Raw genomic sequence first — 18,294 nt, forward strand, 5'->3', positions numbered from 1 at the left:
CCCGGCGATCGCACCACCGGCGAACGCGAGCCCAGCGGCGGTCAGGGCGGTCTTACGGATCAGATCGGTACGCATGATGGCGTGCTCCTCTGCCTTCGGGGGAAACCCACACCACAGCGGGGGATGGTGGCGCGGGGAAAGTTCTTGCCCGGCGACCCGCAACAGGGGGTCGGCGTCGGGACGGGATGTAACCAATCGCGGTGGCCGGTCATTCCGCCCGGCCCGCGAGGGGATCAACCTGCCTGTGGTGCTCGGCCGGTCCGGGGATATAACCGGGGCGGCCTGGCGGGTGTTCCCGGCGGCCCGGCCGTTGTGGTGCTCGGCCGTGCGCGGGTGTAACCGTGGCGGCCTGGCGGGTGTTCCCGGAGGGGGCCGCTGCCCGCGCTCTGCGACTCGACGGTCGCGGTGATCTGCCAGGGATAACGAACCCGGCCGGCCGCCGATTCCACCGCCGGGGTGGCCCCGACCACCCCACATTCACCCCGAACCCGACAAACCACTCGCCTGCCGCGGTCGGAAAGGCCGGCACGGCGGCCAGGCCGGGATGATCCACTCGGGTTCATGGAAGTCGCGGTGTCCCGATGCCGGGGATGCCCCGACATCAACGAACCCGAGTGGATCATGCCCGTGCGCACCGTTCGTCGGTCCGCTACCGACCCGACCGAGGTGGGGCGGAGCGGTCTGGTTGCGTCGGTGGGGCGGGGGTGGTCAGGGTGCGTCGAGCAGTTCCAGGACGGCGTCGCGGGCGGCCAGGACGGCTGCCTCGGATTGCGGGCCGTGGTTGAGGATGTCGAAGGAGTGCTGCCCGTCCGGCACCTCGATCACCCGCATCGGCCAGCCCTGGGCGGTCGCAGCGGGGACGAACGCGTCGATACCGGCCAGGACCGGCGGTATGTCCTGACCGGCGCGAGTCAGCACCAGTGGCACGCCGGTGCCGGAGCTGAGGGCCTCGACCGGCAGGAAGCGGGCGTCGACCTCCCAGCCGGGGAACGGGATGAGCAGCGGATATGTCAGTGCGATCCCGCGTAGCCAGGCCGGGGGGACGCGCAGCCAGTCGGCCGCGAAGAGGCCGCCGCCGGAGAAGAACCACAGCACCACCCGCTCGGGGTCGACCCGCGGATCGGCGCGGACCTGCTCGACCATCGCGGCGATGTCGTCGGCTGCGGCGGGCAGCGCGGACAGGTCGGACACCTGGTAGCTGACCAGTGCGGTGACCGCACCGCTCGCGGCGAGCAGGGTGCCGTAGCCGCGGTAGAGCAACCAGTCGCGGGGGTCGGGAGCGTCGGGCGGCAGCGGAGCGCCGTGCACCACCACGACGGCGGGAGCGCGGTCGGTGTGGGTGGGCAGGTGCAGGTCGACGGTGCCGTGTCGTTCGACCGGCGCGGCCGGGATGGACAGGACGAAGGGCCGTTGTGCGACGGGCGTCGTCATCGCCTCATCGTAACGATCATCGACCTGTCCGGTTGCCCCGACGACGATCTACAGAGGACGGTGGGTCAGGTCGGGTCAGCGGGTTTCGCGGCGTCGCTGGCCTGGGCGTGCCGCTCCAGCAGCCGCTGCCGGATCTCCTCCGGGGTGTACGCCCGCCGACGCCGTTCGGCCCGCGCGATGACCACGCCGGACGCCGCGACACCGGCGAGCCCGGCCAGCCCGAGAACCTTCCACCACCGCATTCGTTGCCGCATCGGCCTAGGCTAGACCCTCATGAGCATCAGCCTGGATGAGGCCGTCGAGTTGACCCGCACCGGCGACGTGTGGGTGTTCCGGGGCCGCAGCGTGCCGGACCGGGCGATCCAGTTCACCACCAACAGCCCGGTGAACCACGTCGGGATGGCGGTGGTGCTGGACGATATGCCGCCGCTGATGTGGCACGCGGAGTTGGGCAGGTCGTTGCCGGACCTGTGGTCGGGCAGCCACCAACGTGGCGTCCAGCTGCACGACCTGCGGGACGCGGTCTGCGTCTGGGCCAACCGGTACGGCCAGCGGGCCTGGTTGCGGCAGCTCGACCCGCCGGCCGACGCGGAGATGGAGCAGGCGGTGCTGCGGACGATCGCGCGGCTGGACGGCACGCCGTTCCCGTCGACCGCCCAGTTGGCGTGGCGCTGGGTGCGGGGTCGGGTGCCGGCGCTGCCGCGTCCCGGTCGGCTTCCCGCGTTGCCGCACCTCGGTGGGCTGTCGGCGTTGGCACGCCTCGGCCAGCCGGCACCCGGTCCCAACCCGACCGACAGCGCTGACCGTCCCAACCCAACCAACCCGACCGAACGCGCCAACCCGGCTGACCGCGCCAAACCCTCCGGCGCGGTCGGCTCGGCCCGGTCGGCGGGGGAGCGGGACCGGGCGCTGGAGACGGCGTACTGCGCCGAGGTGGTGGCGGTGACCTATGAGGCGATGGGGTTGCTGCCGGCGGGTCGACGTCCAAACTGGTACGACCCGGGGCGGTTCTGGAGCGGGGACGACCTGGGTCTGGCCGCTGACGCCCGGTTGGGTTCCGAGATCGAGGTTCAGGTACCGCGGCGCTGAGGTTTGACCTGTGCGGTCACCGGCAATTGCTGTGACCGTGAACGCCTCCACGGATCTTGACACGTTGGCCGACTTCTTCGACCGGTACGGCGTGGCGTTGACCTCGGGTGACCTGCCGGCCATCGCCGGCTGCTACGCCCTGCCGGGGCTGGTGGTGGCCGACACCTACAGCTTCTCGTTCACGTCCGCGGCGGCGGTGGCGCTGTCCTTCGTGGGCGCCGCACCCGACTACCAGGACCGGGAGTTGGTCGCGGCCCACGCCCGGATCGAGGACGTGCAGGCGGTGTCCGCGCTGTTGACGATGGTGGCGGTGGAGTGGGAGTTCCTGGACTGCCGAGGGCAGGCGGTGCCGGGGGAGCGGTACCGCTACCTGCTGCGTATCTCCGATGACGGACCACTGATCTGCACTGTCGTCCGGACGGGCTGACCGACGGGGGCCGGTTGGCCCGATCCGTACCCACCCGGTTTCGGGCCCGTGCGGCGCTGGCTACGCTGTCGCGTCGGTGGGGGACGAGGGGAGACCTGATGGCGGTGCGGCCGGACGGTGCGGCAGATTCGCGGGCGGCGCGGGCGATGGCGTCGGTGCCGTGGATCGTGGTGCTGCTCGGTGTCTGCGCGCTGGTGGTGCTCCTGGTGATCGCGCTGCTGTCGTTTCGCACCAGGGAGCGGGACGCGCCGCCGCAGGCCGCGCCTCCGGTGTTCCTGCCGACCGTGCCGGCCGCCACGTCGGCCACCGGTGGGCCGACTCCGGCCGCCGTGGAGCGGCGCTCGGTGTCGCCGCGACCGTCACGCAGTAGCCGGACGCCGTCACCGCGGGCCACTGTCACCGGCTCGCCGACTCCGGGGCGGACGAGCGTCCTGATCGCGCCGTCGGCGCAAGAAGCGGTGAGCGCCCGGTACGAGGTCGGTTCGAACGGCTGGGACGGGGACGCGGCGGTCCTGTCGATCGCCAATGAGTCGAGTCGGTCGGCGGACTGGCAGGTGGAATTGGTGTTCGACGACGACACCTGGACTGTGCGGGTGGGTGACGACTCGGGCGTCTCGGTGCGGGGGCGCGGGCACGGGGAGTTCGTCCTGCGCGGCACCCGTTCGCTGGACGCGGGCGACTCTCGGACGCTGCGGCTGCGCGTCGGCTGGGGTGACTCGGCGCAGCGACCGGTCAAGTGCACTGTCAACGGGGTCGACTGCCGGATCGGCTGAGCCAGCGCCGCACCGCCGCGGCCAGCGCCCCGCGCCGCCGCGCCGCCGGACCGCCGCGCCGCCGCGCCGCCGGACCGCCGCGCCGCCGCTCTGCCGGACCGCCGCGCCGCCAGACTGCTGCACCGCCAAGGCTTTCCGGGCCGGGCCGCCGATCGCTACGCTGCGCGGACAGTCCGCTGAAGGAGGTACATGTCCGGCATGCGCCGTGTTCCGCGCCCATCGCACGGTCCGGTGGCGATCGCCACGTCACCCTGGGTCGTGGTCGGCGCGGGTGTCGTCGTGATGGTGGTCCTGCTCATCGTGGCCCTGGGCGCGTACCGGGGACGGAGCCCGGCGCCGGACGGCGCGCAACCGCCGGCGCTGCCGGTGCCGTCGGTGCCACCGGTGCCGAGCGCGTCCACTTCGGCGTCGTCTCCGGCGCCGGTGCTGCCGGGGATATCCGGCCGTGCGAGTGGGCTGCCGTCGAGTGCCGCGGCCGGGTCCGGGTCACCCTCGGCCGGTCCGACGGCCGGTCCGACCGGGAAGCCGTCGCCGATGCTGTCGCCGAGCCGGGTCGCGCCGGGGCAACCGGCGATGATCGGGCGGTACCGGGTGGTGCAGAGCTTCGACGGGGGCTTCATCGGCGAGGTGGCGATGGTCAACACGTCCAACCGCAGCCGTGGTTGGACGGTGCGGTTGGAGTTCGCCGGTGGACGGCTGGTGACCTCCTGGGTGGAGGGCGTCCCGCAGGGGACGATCCGCCAGTTCGACGACGGCTTCACGTACGTCAGTGGGGTCGACGTGCCGCCGGGCGGTTCGGTGTCGTTGCGGTTCCACATGGAGCGGGCCCCCACCACGCCACGGGAGTGCACTGTCGACGGGGCGCGCTGCAACGGGCTCTGACCGACGCTTCCGCAAGGACGTGCTCTGTTGCGACCATGTTTGCAAGGTATTGCAGATTGTTTCGGCGAGGGTTAGCGTGCGGCCATCCGCGACCAGAGGAAGGCGTCGATGAGACCCCCGCCGATACCGCGCACCGCCCTGCTGGCCCTTGCCTCCCTGCTCACCGTCACGCTCGTCGGCGCTCCGGTCGCCGTGCACCCCGCCGCCGCCGGCCCCCGACCGTCCGACGACGCCCCGTCCGCGATCGGCGGCGCGACCCAGTGGCGTGCCGAACCCACCGCCGAGGCGCTGCTGAAGGCCGGCGGCACCGCTGCCCGAGCCGAGCAGTTCTACTTCGTCCTACCGGACCGGTTCGCCAACGGGGACCCCGGCAACGACCGGGGCGGCCTCACCGGCGACCGGCTACGGACCGGCCTCGACCCGACCGACAAGGGCTTCTACCACGGCGGCGACCTCAAGGGCGTCATCGACAAGCTGGACTACATCCAGGGGCTGGGCACCACTGCCATCTGGCTCGCCCCGATCTTCAAGAACCGGCCGGTGCAGGGTGCCGGCAACGACATCTCGGCCGGCTACCACGGCTACTGGATCACCGACTTCACCCAGGTGGACCCGCACTTCGGCACGATGGAGGAGATGAAGCGGCTGGTGAAGCTCGCCCACCAGCGCGGCCTCAAGATCTACCTCGACGTGATCGTCAACCACACCGCCGACGTGATCAAGTACGCGGAGGACAGGTACGCGTACGTGGACAAGGCGACCTCGCCGTACACCGACGCGCAGGGCCGGGCGTTCGAGGACCGCAACTACGCCGACGGCTCCCGGGCGTTCCCGCCGGTCGACACGGAGTCCTTCCCGTACACGCCGACGTTCGCCGACCCCTCGGACGCGAGCGTCAAGGTCCCGGCCTGGCTGAACGACGTGACCATGTACCACAACCGGGGTGACTCCACCTTCGCGGGCGAGAACAGCGAGTACGGCGACTTCTTCGGCCTCGACGACCTGTGGACCGAGCGTCCCGAGGTGGTGCGGGGTTTGACCAAGGCGTACGGGGACTGGATCGGCGCGACCGGCGTCGACGGCTTCCGGTTGGACACCGTGAAGCACGTCAACATGGACTTCTGGCCGCAGTTCAGCCAGGGCATCGAGCGGGCCGCGGAGAAGGCCGGCAAGAAGGACTTCTTCATGTTCGGCGAGGTCTACAGCGCCGACCCGGAGATCACCTCCAGCTACGTCCGCCAGGGCGGCCTGCCGGCCACCCTCGACTTCGCCTTCCAGGAGGCCGCCCGGGGCTTCACCGCCGGCGCCGGTTCCGCGAAGGCGCTCGCCGACGTGTACGCCCGCGACGACCTCTACGCGGCCCGGGACACCGACGCGGGTCGGTTGACCACCTTCCTCGGCAACCACGACATGGGCCGGATCGGTTCGTTCATCGCCGGTGGTGGCAGCGACCCGGCCAGCCACCTGCGTCGTGACCAGCTCGCGCACCAGTTGATGTTCCTGACCCGGGGCCAGCCGGTGGTCTACTCCGGCGACGAACAGGGCTTCACCGGCCCCGGCGGGGACAAGGACGCCCGGCAGGACATGTTCGCGTCGACGGTTGCCGACTACCTCGACGACGACCTGCTCGGCACCGACCGCACGCACGCCAGCGACCAGTTCGACCCGACCCACCCGCTCTACCGGACCATTGCCGACCTGGGCCGGCTGCGCCAGGCCCACCCGGCGTTGCGCGACGGCGTGCAGGTCACCCGGTACGCGGCCGACGGGCCGGGCGTCTTCGCCGCCTCCCGGATCGCCCCGTCCGACCGCACCGAGTACGTGGTGGCCGTGAACAACGCCGACACCGCGCAGACTGTCACGGTGGACACCTGGTCGGCCGGCGCCACCTTCACCGGCATCTACGGCGGCACCGACCGCGCCACCGCTGGCGGGGACGGCGAACTGACCCTCACCGTGCCGCCGTTGTCGGCGGCGGTGTACCGGGCCGGCAGGCCCGTCGCACCGGTGGCCGACAAGCCGACCATCACCATCACCAGCCCGGTTCCGGACGCGGCGGTCGCCACCAGGGCAGCGGTCACCGCCCGGGTGACCGGCGACCCGTTGGCCACCGTCACCGTCGCGGCGCGGGTGGCCGGCGGCCGGTGGACACTGCTGGGCAGCGCCGATCACGCCCCGTACACGGTGCAGCACGACCTGACCGGACTGGCCGGCGGCACCCGGGTGGAGTACAAGGCGGTGGTGCGCGACGGCCGGGGCCGCACCGCGACCGCCCGGTCCACCGCTGTCGTGGGAACCCCGCCGCAGGGCAGCTCCCGGGAGTGGGCGGTGGTGCACTACCAGCGCCCGGCCGGAGGGTACGACGACTGGGGGCTGTACGCCTGGGGGGACATCGACCCGGCGTACGTCACCGAGTGGCCGAAGGGGCAGCCGTTCGCCGGGGAGGACTCCTACGGCCGGTTCGCCTGGGTGAAACTCAAGCCGGGCGCGACGTCGGTGAACTTCCTGGTCGTCGACAAGGCTGGTACGAAGGACGTCGCCCAGGACCGCAGCATCGACGTCACCCAGACCGGCGAGATCTGGCTCAAACAGGGCGACCCGGCGATCTACCCGAGCAGGCAGGCGGCCGCCGGGGAACCGGAGCCGCCGGTCGAGGAGGGCACCGCCGTGCTCCACTATCGGCGGGCCGACGGCAACTACGACGGCTGGGGCCTGCACCTGTGGGACGGCGCGGCCAACCCGACCGAGTGGTCCGCCCCGCTGCTGCCGAGCACCGTCGACGCGTTCGGGGCGGTGTTCCGGGTGCCACTGGCTGCCGGTGCCACCGGGCTGAACTACATCATCCACAACGGCGACACCAAGGACCTGCCCGACGACCAGCGGCTCGACTTCGTCAGCGCCGGCCGGGAGGTGTGGTTGCTCGCCGCCACACCCGGACGCCTGCTGCCGTCGACGGCCACCACCGCCAGCGGAGACACCGACATCAGCAAGCAGAAGGCGCACTGGATCGACAGGTCCACTGTGGCATGGCAGACACCGCCGACCGACGGCAAGACGTACGCGCTGGTCAGCGCGCCCACCGGCGGGGTCAGCGTGGTCGACGGCGAGCTGACCGGCACGTACACCACGATGCCGCTGCGGGCGCAGCGCAACGGGCTCACCGAGGCCCAACGCGACAGGTTCCCGCACCTGTGGTCGTACCGTAGCTTCGCCCTGGACCGGGCGGACCTGGCCACGGTCCCGGCGGCGCTGCGGGGGCAGCTGCTGGTCACCGAACGCGACGCCGAGGGCGCGCTGCTCGCCGCGACCGGCGTGCAGATCCCCGGCGTGCTCGACGACGTGTACTCCCGGGCGGCCGACGCCACGCTCGGGCCCACCTTCGCGGGGCGGACGCCGAGCCTCGCGCTCTGGGCGCCGACCGCGCACAGCGTGCGCCTGCACCTGTTCGACTCGCCCACCGCCGCACCGAAGACGGTGCCGATGCGCCGCGACGACCGTACCGGCGTCTGGTCGGTGCGCGGCGACCACACCTGGACCGGCACGTTCTACCGGTACGAGGTACGGGCGTGGCAGCCCGCGGCGCAGCGGATGGTCACCGCGTCGGTGACCGACCCGTACTCGGTGGCTCTCGCCGCCGACTCCACGCACAGCCAGCTCGTCGACCTGAACGACCCGGCGCTGGCACCCCCCGGGTGGCGCACGCTGCGCAAACCGGCACCGGTGCCGGCCGCGAAGGCGCAGATCACCGAGTTGTCAGTGCGGGACTTCTCCATCGCCGACGACACCGTGCCGGCCGGGCGGCGGGGGACCTTCCTCGCGTTCACCGACCCGGGAAGCGCCGGCATGACCCACCTGCGCAAGCTCGGCGATGCCGGGGTCAACTACCTGCACCTGCTGCCGGCGTTCGATTTCGCGACGATCCCCGAGAAGCGGGCCGACCAGCGGCAGCCGGCCTGCGACCTGGCGACGCTGCCGCCGGACTCGGCCGAGCAGCAGAAATGCGTGGCGGCGGTCGCCGAGACCGACGGCTACAACTGGGGGTACGACCCGCTGCACTACACAGTGCCCGAGGGCGGCTACGCCGTCGACCCGGTCGGCGCGGCGCGGACCACCGAGTTCCGGCGGATGGTCGCCGGGGTGAACGACGCCGGGCTGCGGGTGGTCATGGACGTGGTCTACAACCACACGTCGGCGGCCGGCACCGACGCCACGTCGGTGCTCGACCAGATCGTGCCCGGGTACTACCACCGGCTGCTGGAGGACGGCGCGGTGGCCAACTCCACCTGCTGCGCCAACACCGCCCCCGAGCACGCCATGATGGGCAAACTGGTGGTCGACTCGCTGGTCACCTGGGCGCGACAGTACAAGGTGGACGGCTTCCGGTTCGACCTGATGGGCCACCACCCGAAGGCGAACATCCTGGCCGTCCGGGCGGCCCTGGACCGGTTGACCGTCGCCCGCGACGGCGTGGACGGCAAGGCGATCATGCTCTACGGCGAGGGCTGGAACTTCGGCGAGGTCGCCAACGACGCCCGTTTCGTCCAGGCCACCCAGGCCAACATGGCCGGCACCGGCATCGGCACCTTCAACGACCGGCTGCGCGACGCCGTGCGCGGCGGCGGACCGTTCGACGAGAACCCGAGGGTGCAGGGTTTCGCCTCCGGGCTCTACACCGACCCGAACGGCGACCCGGTCAACGGGTCGCCGACCGAGCAGAAGGCCCGCCTGCTGCGCGCCCACGATTTGATCAAGGTGGGGCTCACCGGCAACCTGCGCGACTACCGGTTCACCGACAGCGCCGGGCACGAGGTCACCGGGGCGCAGGTCGACTACAACGGCTCCCCGGCCGGCTACACCGCAGCGCCCGGGGAGGCCGTCACCTACGCCGACGCGCACGACAACGAGATCCTGTACGACGCGTTGGCGTACAAACTGCCGCAGGCGACCTCGGCGGCGGACCGTTCCCGGATGCAGGTGCTGGCGTTGGGCACTGTGGTGCTGGGGCAGGGCACCGGGTTCGTCACCGCCGGCACCGAACGGTTGCGGTCGAAGTCGCTGGACCGCAACTCGTACAACTCCGGTGACTGGTTCAACCAGATCCGCTGGGACTGCGCCGAGGGCAACGGGTTCGGCGCGGGTCTGCCGCCCGCGCCGGACAACGAGGACAAGTGGCCGTACGCGAGGCCGCTGCTGGCCGACCCGGCGCTGGTCCCGGACTGCGCGGCGATCACCACCACCGACGCCCGGTACGCCGAGCTGCTGCGCGTCCGGGCGTCGTCGCCGGTGTTCGGGCTGGCCACCGCCGAGCAGGTGCAGCGGCGGGTGGCGTTCCCGCTGTCCGGGGCACAGGAGACGCCGGGCGTGCTGACGATGACCCTGGACGCTCGGGGGCTGGGCGGGCCGTGGACGTCGCTGACCGTAGTCTTCAACAGCACCCCGTCGGCGGCCGACCAGACGGTGACCGGCCTGCGCGGAGCGGACGTGGCACTGCACCCGGTGCTTGTCGACTCGGCCGACCCGGTGCTGCGTACCGCCTCGTTCGACCGGGCGGCCGGCACGTTCACCGTACCGGCGCGCAGCGTGGCGGTCTTCGTCCAGAAGTGACGTGAACCGGCCCCCTTCCGCGTCTCGCGGAAGGGGGCCGGCCCGTTGTGCTGGCGCTACGCCGTCGTCACCCGGAGGTGATCAGGCGAAGCAGTTGTCGATCGTGGCGCCCGGAATGGCCAGGCAGTTGGTCGGACGGTTCGCGGTGATGGCGGACTTGTCGTCCACGTTCACGTCTCCGAAGAAGCTGAAGACACCGCCCGGCTCGAAGGTGGAGAAGTTGTGGGCGACCTTCGTCTTCGACAGGTTGACCTCACCGAAGATGTTGAAGATGCCGCCGCCGACCCCGATCGGGCCCACGGCCCGGTTGCCGACGACCTCGCTGTCGCGCAGCGTGGTGACGCTGCCGGCGTTGAAGAGCCCGCCGCCGAAGAAGCCGGCGGTGTTGTCCTTGATGCTGCTCTTCTCGAAGGTGGCCACGCTGTCGAAGGCGATGGCCGCGCCGCCACCGACACCGGCGGTGCTGTTCTTCTCGACCGTGACGTTGTGCAGGTTCAGCTGGCTGTCCGCCGCAGCGAGACCGCCACCGGCGAGAACCGCGGTGTTCGAGACGAACTTGGTCTCGTACGCCGTGGTGTTGCCCTCGATGTCGAGGTAGCCACCACCGAAGCCGAGCGTCTCGTTGTCGGTGATCTCGGCCTTCTTGAGCTCGACCGTTCCGCCGTCGACGTCCTCGGTGAAGATCTCCGCGGCACCGTTGGAGATACCGCCACCACCGATGACAGCGGTGTTGTCCTTGATCTTCGACTCCTCGACCTTGAGCAGCCCGGCGTTGAAGACACCGCCGCCGAAGAAGAAGGCGGTGTTACGGGTGACGGTGCTGTGCCAGATCTTCGTGGTGCCGAAGTTGGCCACACCACCACCGTTGCCACCCGACTGGTTCAGGACGACCTCGGACTCCAGGATCTCGGCGGTGCCACCCGGCTGAACCAGGATCCCGGCACCGTCGTTCTCCTCCGGCTGCTGGACGAGCGGCGTGACGACGCCCGGCTTGGCCTTCGGGGTGACCTTCGGAGCGGCCTTCAGGCCCGCCTTCGGGTTGGCCTGACGCGCGGTGAGCGCCTGGGCCAACGGGGTGCCCGCCTTCACCTGCGCGGCGAGCGCCTCGGAGTCCGAGTAGGCCGCCCAGACCGCGGCCGGCTCGACGCCGTTCTCCAGTTCGAGGGTCTGACCACCCTTGATGGTCAGGCCCTTGATGGTGAGGTGACCACCGGCGCCGACGTTGAGGATGCGGAAGTAGTCCGCCGTGGCTTCCCGAGAGATCGTGGTGTGCTCGCCCTTGAGCGTGATCCGCTCGGTGATGACCGGCAGGCCGTTGCCCTGGTAGTCGTTGCGGGTCAGGTTGTAGGTGCAACCCTTGGCCAGCTCCAGCACACCGCCGTGCTTGTTGTTGGCGAACACGATCGCCTGGATCAGCTTGTCGGTGTCGCAGGGCACCTCCTTCCCGCGCTCGTGGTCCTTGTCCTTGTCCCGGCCCTTGTCCCGGTCCTCGTCCTTGTTCCAGTCGCGTCCCTCGTCACCCCGCTGGTCGCCGTCCTTGCTGACCTGCGCGGTGTTCCAGTTCAGGCCGACCGCTCCGGCGCTGCCCGCGACGCCCACCGCCGCGAGACTGATCACGCCCGTCAAACCGGCCACGCCACTGGCGAGCCAGAGCTTGCGGCGGCTCTTGGCCGTCGCCCGCCCGGAGGCTTCGTTGTTCGTTAGGTAGTTGGACATCGGAGCTCTCTGCCCTCTCCTCGTACCAGACAGGGTCGCCGCCGTCAGACGGGCGTCCCCTGCTACAAATCGGTTGTAGCTCCCAAAACCACCGTATGAGAAGGTTCCTCGCCTCGCGGGCTTATCCGAGAGAAGCCCACATTCGGTTCATGTTGCCCCCAGTGGGGCCGGGAACGACACACGCCACCCAAGCCGGCCCGCAACCGCCTGACCTGCCCAAATGGGTACGCCCCTCCGAGCCGTCACGGCTCGGAAGGGCGCACCCTCTATGTGGATCAGCCACCCGTTCCGGTCAGAAGCAGTCGGGAACGTTCAGGCAGTTGGTGGGGCGGTTGGCGGACACGACGGACTCGTCGTCCAGCCGCACGAGGCTGAAGAGGCCGTTGGAGATCCCGCCGGGCGGCAGAGTGGCGAAGTTGTGCGTCACCTTCGTCCGGTGGAGGCTGACCTCACCGCCGTCGGTGTTGTAGATGCCGCCGCCGCTGCCGGCCGGGCCGACGGCCCGGTTGCCGGTCACCTCGCTCTCGCGCAGCGTGGTGACGCTGTCCTCGTTGTAGAGGCCGGCGCCGAAGAAGCCCGCGGTGTTGTCCTTGATCCTGCTGTTCTCGATCGTCGCGACGCTGTCGAAGGCCACCGCCAGGCCGCCACCCACGCCGGCGGTGCTGTTCTTGACCACCGAGGCGTCCCTGAGGGTGAGCTGGCTGTCGGCCACCGCGACGCCACCACCGGCGAGGACCGCCGTGTTGTCACTGACCGTCGTCTGGTGCAACGTCGTGGTGCCCTCGACATCCAGGACGCCGCCACCGAAGCCGAGCGTCTCGTTGTCGGTGACCTCGCTCTTGTAGACCCAGACCGAGCCGCCGTCCACGTCTTCGGTGAAGATGTCGGGAGCGCCGTTGGAGATGCCGCCGCCGCCGACGATCCCGGTGTTGTCCTTGATCTTCGACTCGTCGATCTGGAGTACGCCGGCGTTGAAGATGCCGCCGCCGAAGAAGAAGGCGGTGTTGTGCGCAACCGTCGTCTTGCTGAGCCTGGTGCTGCCGAAGTTGGCCAACCCGCCGCCGTTGCCGCCGGACTGGTTGTAGAGCAACTCGCTGTCCAGGATCTCCGCGCGACCACCGGGCTGCACCAGCACCCCGGCGCCGTCGGTGAACCCAGGCTGCTCCACCAGCGGCACGACCGCCGTAGCGGCACCCGCCGGCTTCGCCGTAGCGGCCACCGGCGTGGCCGGGGCAGCCTTGGTGGCGGTCGGGGCCGCCTTTGGTGCTGCCGCCACGGGCTTGGCTGGCGCTGCCGTCGCGGCCGGCTTGGTGGCTGTTGTGGTGAGCGCTGCCTTGGCGGTGGCCTTGGCAGGCGCTGCCTTCGTGGCCGGCTTGGCTGGCGCTGCCTTGGTGGCCGGCTTGGCAGCGGTTGCTGCCGGCTTCGCTGCCGCTGGCTTGGCGCCGGGCGCGGCAGCGGTCGTCGGCTTCGCGACGGGTGCCGTCGCCGGTGGCGTGGCCCTGGTCGGGCGGACCTGGGCCGAGTACGGGGCCCAGACCGTCGCCGGATCGGCGGCTGTCGGGAACTGAAGGGTCTGGCCACCCCTGATGCTCAGGCCCTTGAGGGTGAGGTGACCACCGGCCCCGACGTTGAGGATGCGGAAGTAGTCGGCAGTGGCTTCGCGGCCGATGGTGGTGTGCTCGCCCTTGAGGGTGATGCGCTCGGTGATCACCGGAAGGCCGTTGCCGTCCTGGTTGCGGGTCAGGGTGTAGGTGCAGCCCCGGGCCAGCTCCAGCACGCCGCCGTCGTCGTTGTTGGCGAACGTGATCGCCTGGATCAGCTTGTCGGAGTCGCAGGGGACCTGCCTGGTGCGGTCCTTCTCGTCGTGCTTGCCGTCCTCGCGATCCTTGCCGTCCTTGCCGGACCGGTCGTCGAAGCCGCTCCAGTCATCGCCGCCCCACTCGTCGTCCTGACCACCGTCGTCCTTGGCGCCGCCCTTGTCCGCGCCGCCGTCGTCGCTGACGTTCTGCCGGTTGGTCGATGGCTGCGCGTCCGACACCTGGTCGGACTTGGGCTTGTCGTCCCGAGCGGCGACGCCGCCGAGGGCCGCCAGGCCGACCACGCCGGTCAGCCCGGCTACGCCGGCGACCCAGAGCGCCCGCCTTCGCCGTGGTGGCGGAGCTGTCAAGGCCCCGCCGTCGGTACTCGTTACGTCGTTGGACATCAGAGCCTTCCGCCCTTTCCTGCTACCAGACGGGATCGCACCGCCCGAGGCGCCACGACCAGCTACAAATGGGTTGTAGCCTCTGATCCTCACCGTATGAGAACCATCTTCGCGATGCGGACGTATCCGAGATAACCACGCATTCAGCGCAGGTCAGCTGAGAGGCGGCCAACCGGTCCGGGCTGGCAGGAAAGACCTGAGCAGCGCCAAACACCGGGCCGTCAGGTCGACGGATGCCGAACGGTGCCCGCGCTCCGGGCGTGATCCACTCGGCTCCGCTGAAAACGCGGCATCCGGGCGAGCGGGACAGCGCGACTTCACGGAAACCGAGTTGATCACGACAAAAGCCCCTGGCCGCCGGCCCTCAGCGAGGGGACAGGCGGCCAGGGGCGGAGCGTGACCCGCCAGCGCCCCCAGCGAGGGCACTGGCTGGTCAGCCTGGTCTGGCGGGTCAGCCGAGCGGGCGGCTCAGCCGGATCAGACGGGCCAGCCGGCCAGACGGGTCTGGCGGGTCAGGCGAGCGGGCGGCTCACCCTGGTCTGGCGGTCGGCCGGTCAGCCGGGCAGGCGGGGGCCGGCTTCGCGCTGCTCGGCCAGCCAGGTCTCGACCTCGTCGGAGGTGCGGGGCAGCCCGGCCGAGAGGTTGACAGCGCCGGTTGCGGTGACCAGCACGTCGTCCTCGATCCGGATGCCCACACCCCGCAGCTCGGCGGGGACCAGCTCGTCCTCCGGCTGGAAGTACAGACCGGGCTCGACGGTGAGCACGTAACCCTCGCCCAGCGCACCGTCGCGGTACGTCTCCTTGCGGGCGTTGGAGCAGTCGTGCACGTCGATGCCGAGCATGTGGCCGAAGCCGTGCAGCGTCCACCGCCGGTAGACGGTCGACTTCTCGTCCATCGCCTCGTCCACGCTCACCGGCAGCAGGCCCAGGTCGGACAGGCCCTCGGCAAGGACCCGCATACAGGTCAGGTGGACGTCCTTGAACGTCACGCCGGGGCGGATGGCCTCGATGCCGGCCTGCTGCGAGGCGTACACGATGTCGTAGACCTGGCGTTGCAGGGCGGTGAACCGACCGTTCACCGGGAGCACCCGGGTGACGTCGGCGGTGTAGAGGTTGCGGCCCTCGACGCCCATGTCCATCAGCAGCAGGTCACCAGGTCGGGTGGCGCCGTGGTTGTGCACCCAGTGCAGGATCGTGGCGTGCTCGCCGGCACCGACGATCGAGCTGTACCCGACGTCGTTGCCGTCGTGGCGGGCCCGCAGCGCGAAGACGCCCTCCAGCAGCCGCTCGGACACCGCCCGGTCGGCCGGCAGGATCCGGGCGACGTCCTCGAAGCCGCGTACGGTGGCGTCGATCGCGTCCTGGAGTTGGCCGATCTCCCACTCGTCCTTGACCAGCTTCATCTCCGAGATGGCGATGGCCAGCTCGCGGTCCCGGGCCGGCTGGCCCTCGGTGCGGGGCCCGTCGTAGGGGCGGACGGCCGCGTCCACCTGGGCGTCGAAACCGCGCAGCACCCGGGTACGCCCCGGAGCCAGGTCGGCGAGCGTGGCGTCCAGACCGGTCAGGTCGGCGGTCGGCAGGCCCAGCTCGGTCGACTTCTCGCTGAGGGTGTGCCGCCGGCCCACCCACAGCTCGCCGTTGCGGCTGCGGAAGAACTCGTCGGTCTCCCGGGAGGACCGGGGCCGCATGTAGAGCGTCGCGTCGTGCCCCGAGCCGTTCGGGCGCAGCACCAGCACGCTGTCGGCGTCGTGGTCGCCGGTGAGGTAGGCGAAGTCGCTGCCCGGCCGGAACGGGTAGTCGGTGTCGTTGGCCCGGACCTTCTCGGTGCCGGTGGGGATCACGAGCGTCTCGCCGGGGAACGCCGCCGAGAGGGCCGCCCGCCGCTTGGCGTAGTTGGGCGTCTCCGGGCGGGGCGTCACGGGAAGCGCGGTGTCGCTCCAACCCTGCCGCATGAAGGACAGGAACGCCTCCGGGAAGTCCGGATCGTGCGATTCGGTACCGTCCGTCGGCGTACCGTCGGTCTGTCCCTCGGTCATTGCGCCGCTCCCTCCGCTTCGTTGCTGGTCCCGACGGTACCGCGCGTCCGGTTGGCGGTGACGCCCCCTCGCACCCGGGTGGATCGACGGACGGCTGCAGGGGCCGACATCGCGCGTGGAAAGATGGCCACCATGTGCGGACTTCTGGCCTTCTTCAGCGCGAACGGCAACGCCGCGGCGCATCGCGACCACATCGCCGGAGCGTTGGAATGCCTGCACCACCGCGGCCCCGACGAGACCGGGGTCGAGGTGGTCGGCGACGCCTCCGGCCGGTACGCGGACGGCGTGTTCGCCCACAAGCGGCTGGCCATCATCGACGTCGCGTCGAGCCACGAGCCACTGCCCTACGCGAACGGCCGTTACCTGCTGACCTTCAACGGCGAGATCTACAACTACATCGAGCTGCGCGAGGAGTTGATCAGAAACTTCGGTGCCCAGTTCGCCACCGCCGGTGACGGCGAGGTGATCGTCGCGGGCTACCACTACTGGGGTGAGCAGGTCCTCACCCGGCTGCGGGGCATGTTCGCGTTCGTCATCTGGGACCGGCAGGAACGGCGGGCGTTCGGTGCCCGCGACTACTTCGGCATCAAGCCGATGCACTACCTGGAGACCGCCGACGGCCTCTACCTGGCCTCGGAGAAGAAGGCGCTGCTGCCGTTCGCGCACAGCAACTACCAGGGCGACGCGGGCGTCGACACGGCGAACCTGAGCCACTACCTGACCCTGCAGTACGTCCCCGAGCCCGGCACCCTGCACAAGGGCATCAGCCGGATCGGCTCCGGGGAGTACCTGAACTGGACCCCGGGCGGTCGGATCGACGTACGCCGCTGGTACCGGCCGGTGTTCCGGCCGGCGCCGGTCGACGACGAGCAGCGGCTCTACCACGAGATCCGCGAGACGCTGCGGGAGAGCGTGCGCATGCACATGCGCTCCGACGTGCCGGTCGGCTCGTTCCTGTCCAGCGGCATCGACTCCACGGCGGTGGTGGCGCTGGCCCGGGAGTTCAACCCGAACATCCTGACCTTCACCGTCGGCTACGACGTGCCGGGCTACTCGGAGATCGACGTCGCCCAGGATTCGGCCCGGCACCTCGACGTCACCACGATCCCCACCAAGATCGGTCCGCAGGACATGATCGACGCGCTGCCGAAGATCGTCTGGCACCTGGACGACCCGGTGGCCGACCCGGCGCTGGTACCGCTCTACTTCGTGGCGAAGAAGGCCGCCGAGCACGTCACAGTAGTGCTCTCCGGTGAGGGCGCGGACGAGTTCTTCGGCGGCTACACCATCTATCGGGAGCCGCTGTCGCTGGGCACCGTCAACGGTCTGCCCGGCGGTGTGCAGAAGGGGCTGCGCGCGGTCTCCAAGGCGATTCCGCAGGGGGTCAAGGGCAAGAGCTTCCTGGAGCGCGGCACCACCCCGATCGAGGAGCGTTACTACGGCAACGCCCGGATGTTCACCGAGGAGGAGAAGCAGCAGCTGATGCGCCGCTACGACCCCTCGGTGCGCTACACGGACGTCACCGCCCCGATCTACGCCGAGTGCACGGAGCTGGACGACGTCACCAAGATGCAGTACGTCGACCTCTACACCTGGCTGCGCGGCGACATCCTGGTCAAGGCCGACCGCATCTCGATGTCGCACTCGCTGGAGGTGCGGGTGCCGTTCCTCGACCGCGAGGTCTTCGACGTCGCGGCGAAGATTCCGGTCGACCTGAAGCTGCCGCCGCGCTCCGACGCCACCAAGTACGCGATGCGTCAGGCGTTGCAGGGTGTCGTGCCGCCAGCCATCGTCAACCGCAAGAAGCTGGGCTTCCCGACCCCCACCCGGGTCTGGCTGCGCGGCGAGATGTACGAGTGGGCCCGGCACGTGCTGAGCACCTCGGGCGCGGGTGACCTGCTGGACCTGTCGTACGCGCTGCGGCTGCTCGACGAGCACAAGCGGGAGGAGGCCGACCACTCCCGCAAGGTGTGGACGGTGCTGATCTTCTGCATCTGGCACGCGATCTTCGTGGCCAAGACCCTCGACCCGGGTATCCAGCGCAACCAGTCCGCCCTGCTCACGAAGCCGGTGGTCGGTTCCATGGTCCGCTGACCGGCCGCCCCCGCCCAACTCTGACCCTGCCCGACCCTG

The 18,294-nt window shown here is 70.6% G+C and carries 11 protein-coding genes and 1 pseudogene; 6 read left to right on the top strand and 6 right to left on the bottom strand.

What is annotated here, in order from left to right:
• From AB0877_RS30355 to AB0877_RS30365, 3 genes and pseudogenes are all read right to left on the bottom strand, one after another.
• Positions 1-195: pseudogene (locus AB0877_RS30355) on the bottom strand (hypothetical protein); the annotation flags it as partial.
• A gap of 513 nt (positions 196-708) precedes the next feature.
• Positions 709-1,431 (bottom strand): hypothetical protein, encoded by a 723-nt coding sequence (locus AB0877_RS30360; protein ID WP_366613087.1) that lies wholly within the window; start codon positions 1,429-1,431, stop codon positions 709-711.
• Between the two features lie 65 nt (positions 1,432-1,496).
• Positions 1,497-1,685 carry a hypothetical protein gene (locus AB0877_RS30365; RefSeq protein ID WP_366613155.1) on the bottom strand — a complete coding sequence of 63 codons (189 nt, stop codon included), beginning with the start codon at positions 1,683-1,685 and terminating at the stop codon, positions 1,497-1,499.
• Positions 1,686-1,704: 19 nt separating this feature from the next.
• Here AB0877_RS30365 and AB0877_RS30370 point away from each other — a divergent pair, with 19 nt between their 5' ends.
• The 5 genes from AB0877_RS30370 (at position 1,705) to pulA (ending at position 10,206) form a co-directional block, all read left to right on the top strand.
• Positions 1,705-2,520, top strand: coding sequence for a hypothetical protein (locus tag AB0877_RS30370; RefSeq protein ID WP_366613090.1), 816 nt, complete (start codon positions 1,705-1,707; stop codon positions 2,518-2,520).
• Between the two features lie 37 nt (positions 2,521-2,557).
• The gene (locus AB0877_RS30375) at positions 2,558-2,947 is read left to right on the top strand and encodes a hypothetical protein (RefSeq protein ID WP_357234833.1); all 390 of its coding nucleotides are present in this window, start codon (positions 2,558-2,560) and stop codon (positions 2,945-2,947) included.
• A 98-nt stretch (positions 2,948-3,045) separates the two neighbouring features.
• Complete coding sequence (locus tag AB0877_RS30380) at positions 3,046-3,720, top strand: hypothetical protein (protein ID WP_366613092.1); 675 nt, start codon at positions 3,046-3,048, stop codon at positions 3,718-3,720.
• A 189-nt stretch (positions 3,721-3,909) separates the two neighbouring features.
• Entirely contained in the window at positions 3,910-4,602 is a 693-nt protein-coding gene (locus AB0877_RS30385) for a cellulose binding domain-containing protein (protein WP_366613094.1), read from the top strand.
• Between the two features lie 108 nt (positions 4,603-4,710).
• On the top strand, positions 4,711-10,206 hold the full coding sequence (pulA, locus tag AB0877_RS30390; protein ID WP_366613096.1) for a pullulanase-type alpha-1,6-glucosidase: 5,496 nt from the start codon (positions 4,711-4,713) through the stop codon (positions 10,204-10,206).
• 81 nt (positions 10,207-10,287) lie between these two features.
• Here pulA and AB0877_RS30395 read toward each other — a convergent pair whose 3' ends face one another.
• From AB0877_RS30395 to AB0877_RS30405, 3 genes are all read right to left on the bottom strand, one after another.
• On the bottom strand, positions 10,288-11,922 hold the full coding sequence (locus AB0877_RS30395; RefSeq protein WP_366613098.1) for a hypothetical protein: 1,635 nt from the start codon (positions 11,920-11,922) through the stop codon (positions 10,288-10,290).
• A gap of 292 nt (positions 11,923-12,214) precedes the next feature.
• Positions 12,215-14,125 carry a hypothetical protein gene (locus tag AB0877_RS30400; RefSeq protein ID WP_366613100.1) on the bottom strand — a complete coding sequence of 637 codons (1,911 nt, stop codon included), beginning with the start codon at positions 14,123-14,125 and terminating at the stop codon, positions 12,215-12,217.
• 554 nt (positions 14,126-14,679) lie between these two features.
• Positions 14,680-16,161: an aminopeptidase P family protein gene (locus AB0877_RS30405; RefSeq protein ID WP_366613102.1), complete on the bottom strand. Its 1,482-nt coding sequence runs from the start codon at positions 16,159-16,161 to the stop codon at positions 14,680-14,682.
• Between the two features lie 132 nt (positions 16,162-16,293).
• Here AB0877_RS30405 and asnB point away from each other — a divergent pair, with 132 nt between their 5' ends.
• Positions 16,294-18,255 (top strand): asparagine synthase (glutamine-hydrolyzing), encoded by a 1,962-nt coding sequence (gene asnB / locus AB0877_RS30410; protein ID WP_366613104.1) that lies wholly within the window; start codon positions 16,294-16,296, stop codon positions 18,253-18,255.
• Positions 18,256-18,294 lie beyond the last annotated feature (39 nt).

The sequence above is a fragment of the Micromonospora sp. NPDC047644 genome (assembly GCF_040704315.1).
Taxonomy (GTDB): Bacteria; Actinomycetota; Actinomycetes; order Mycobacteriales; family Micromonosporaceae; genus Micromonospora.

Coding starts and splice junctions, on each gene's coding strand:
- AB0877_RS30360 (WP_366613087.1), bottom strand. CDS start 1,431: ATGACGACGCCCGTCGCACAACGGCCCTTCGTCCTGTCCATCCCGGCC.
- AB0877_RS30365 (WP_366613155.1), bottom strand. CDS start 1,685: ATGCGGCAACGAATGCGGTGGTGGAAGGTTCTCGGGCTGGCCGGGCTC.
- AB0877_RS30370 (WP_366613090.1), top strand. CDS start 1,705: ATGAGCATCAGCCTGGATGAGGCCGTCGAGTTGACCCGCACCGGCGAC.
- AB0877_RS30380 (WP_366613092.1), top strand. CDS start 3,046: ATGGCGGTGCGGCCGGACGGTGCGGCAGATTCGCGGGCGGCGCGGGCG.
- AB0877_RS30385 (WP_366613094.1), top strand. CDS start 3,910: ATGTCCGGCATGCGCCGTGTTCCGCGCCCATCGCACGGTCCGGTGGCG.
- pulA (WP_366613096.1), top strand. CDS start 4,711: ATGAGACCCCCGCCGATACCGCGCACCGCCCTGCTGGCCCTTGCCTCC.
- AB0877_RS30395 (WP_366613098.1), bottom strand. CDS start 11,922: ATGTCCAACTACCTAACGAACAACGAAGCCTCCGGGCGGGCGACGGCC.
- AB0877_RS30400 (WP_366613100.1), bottom strand. CDS start 14,125: ATGTCCAACGACGTAACGAGTACCGACGGCGGGGCCTTGACAGCTCCG.
- AB0877_RS30405 (WP_366613102.1), bottom strand. CDS start 16,161: ATGACCGAGGGACAGACCGACGGTACGCCGACGGACGGTACCGAATCG.
- asnB (WP_366613104.1), top strand. CDS start 16,294: ATGTGCGGACTTCTGGCCTTCTTCAGCGCGAACGGCAACGCCGCGGCG.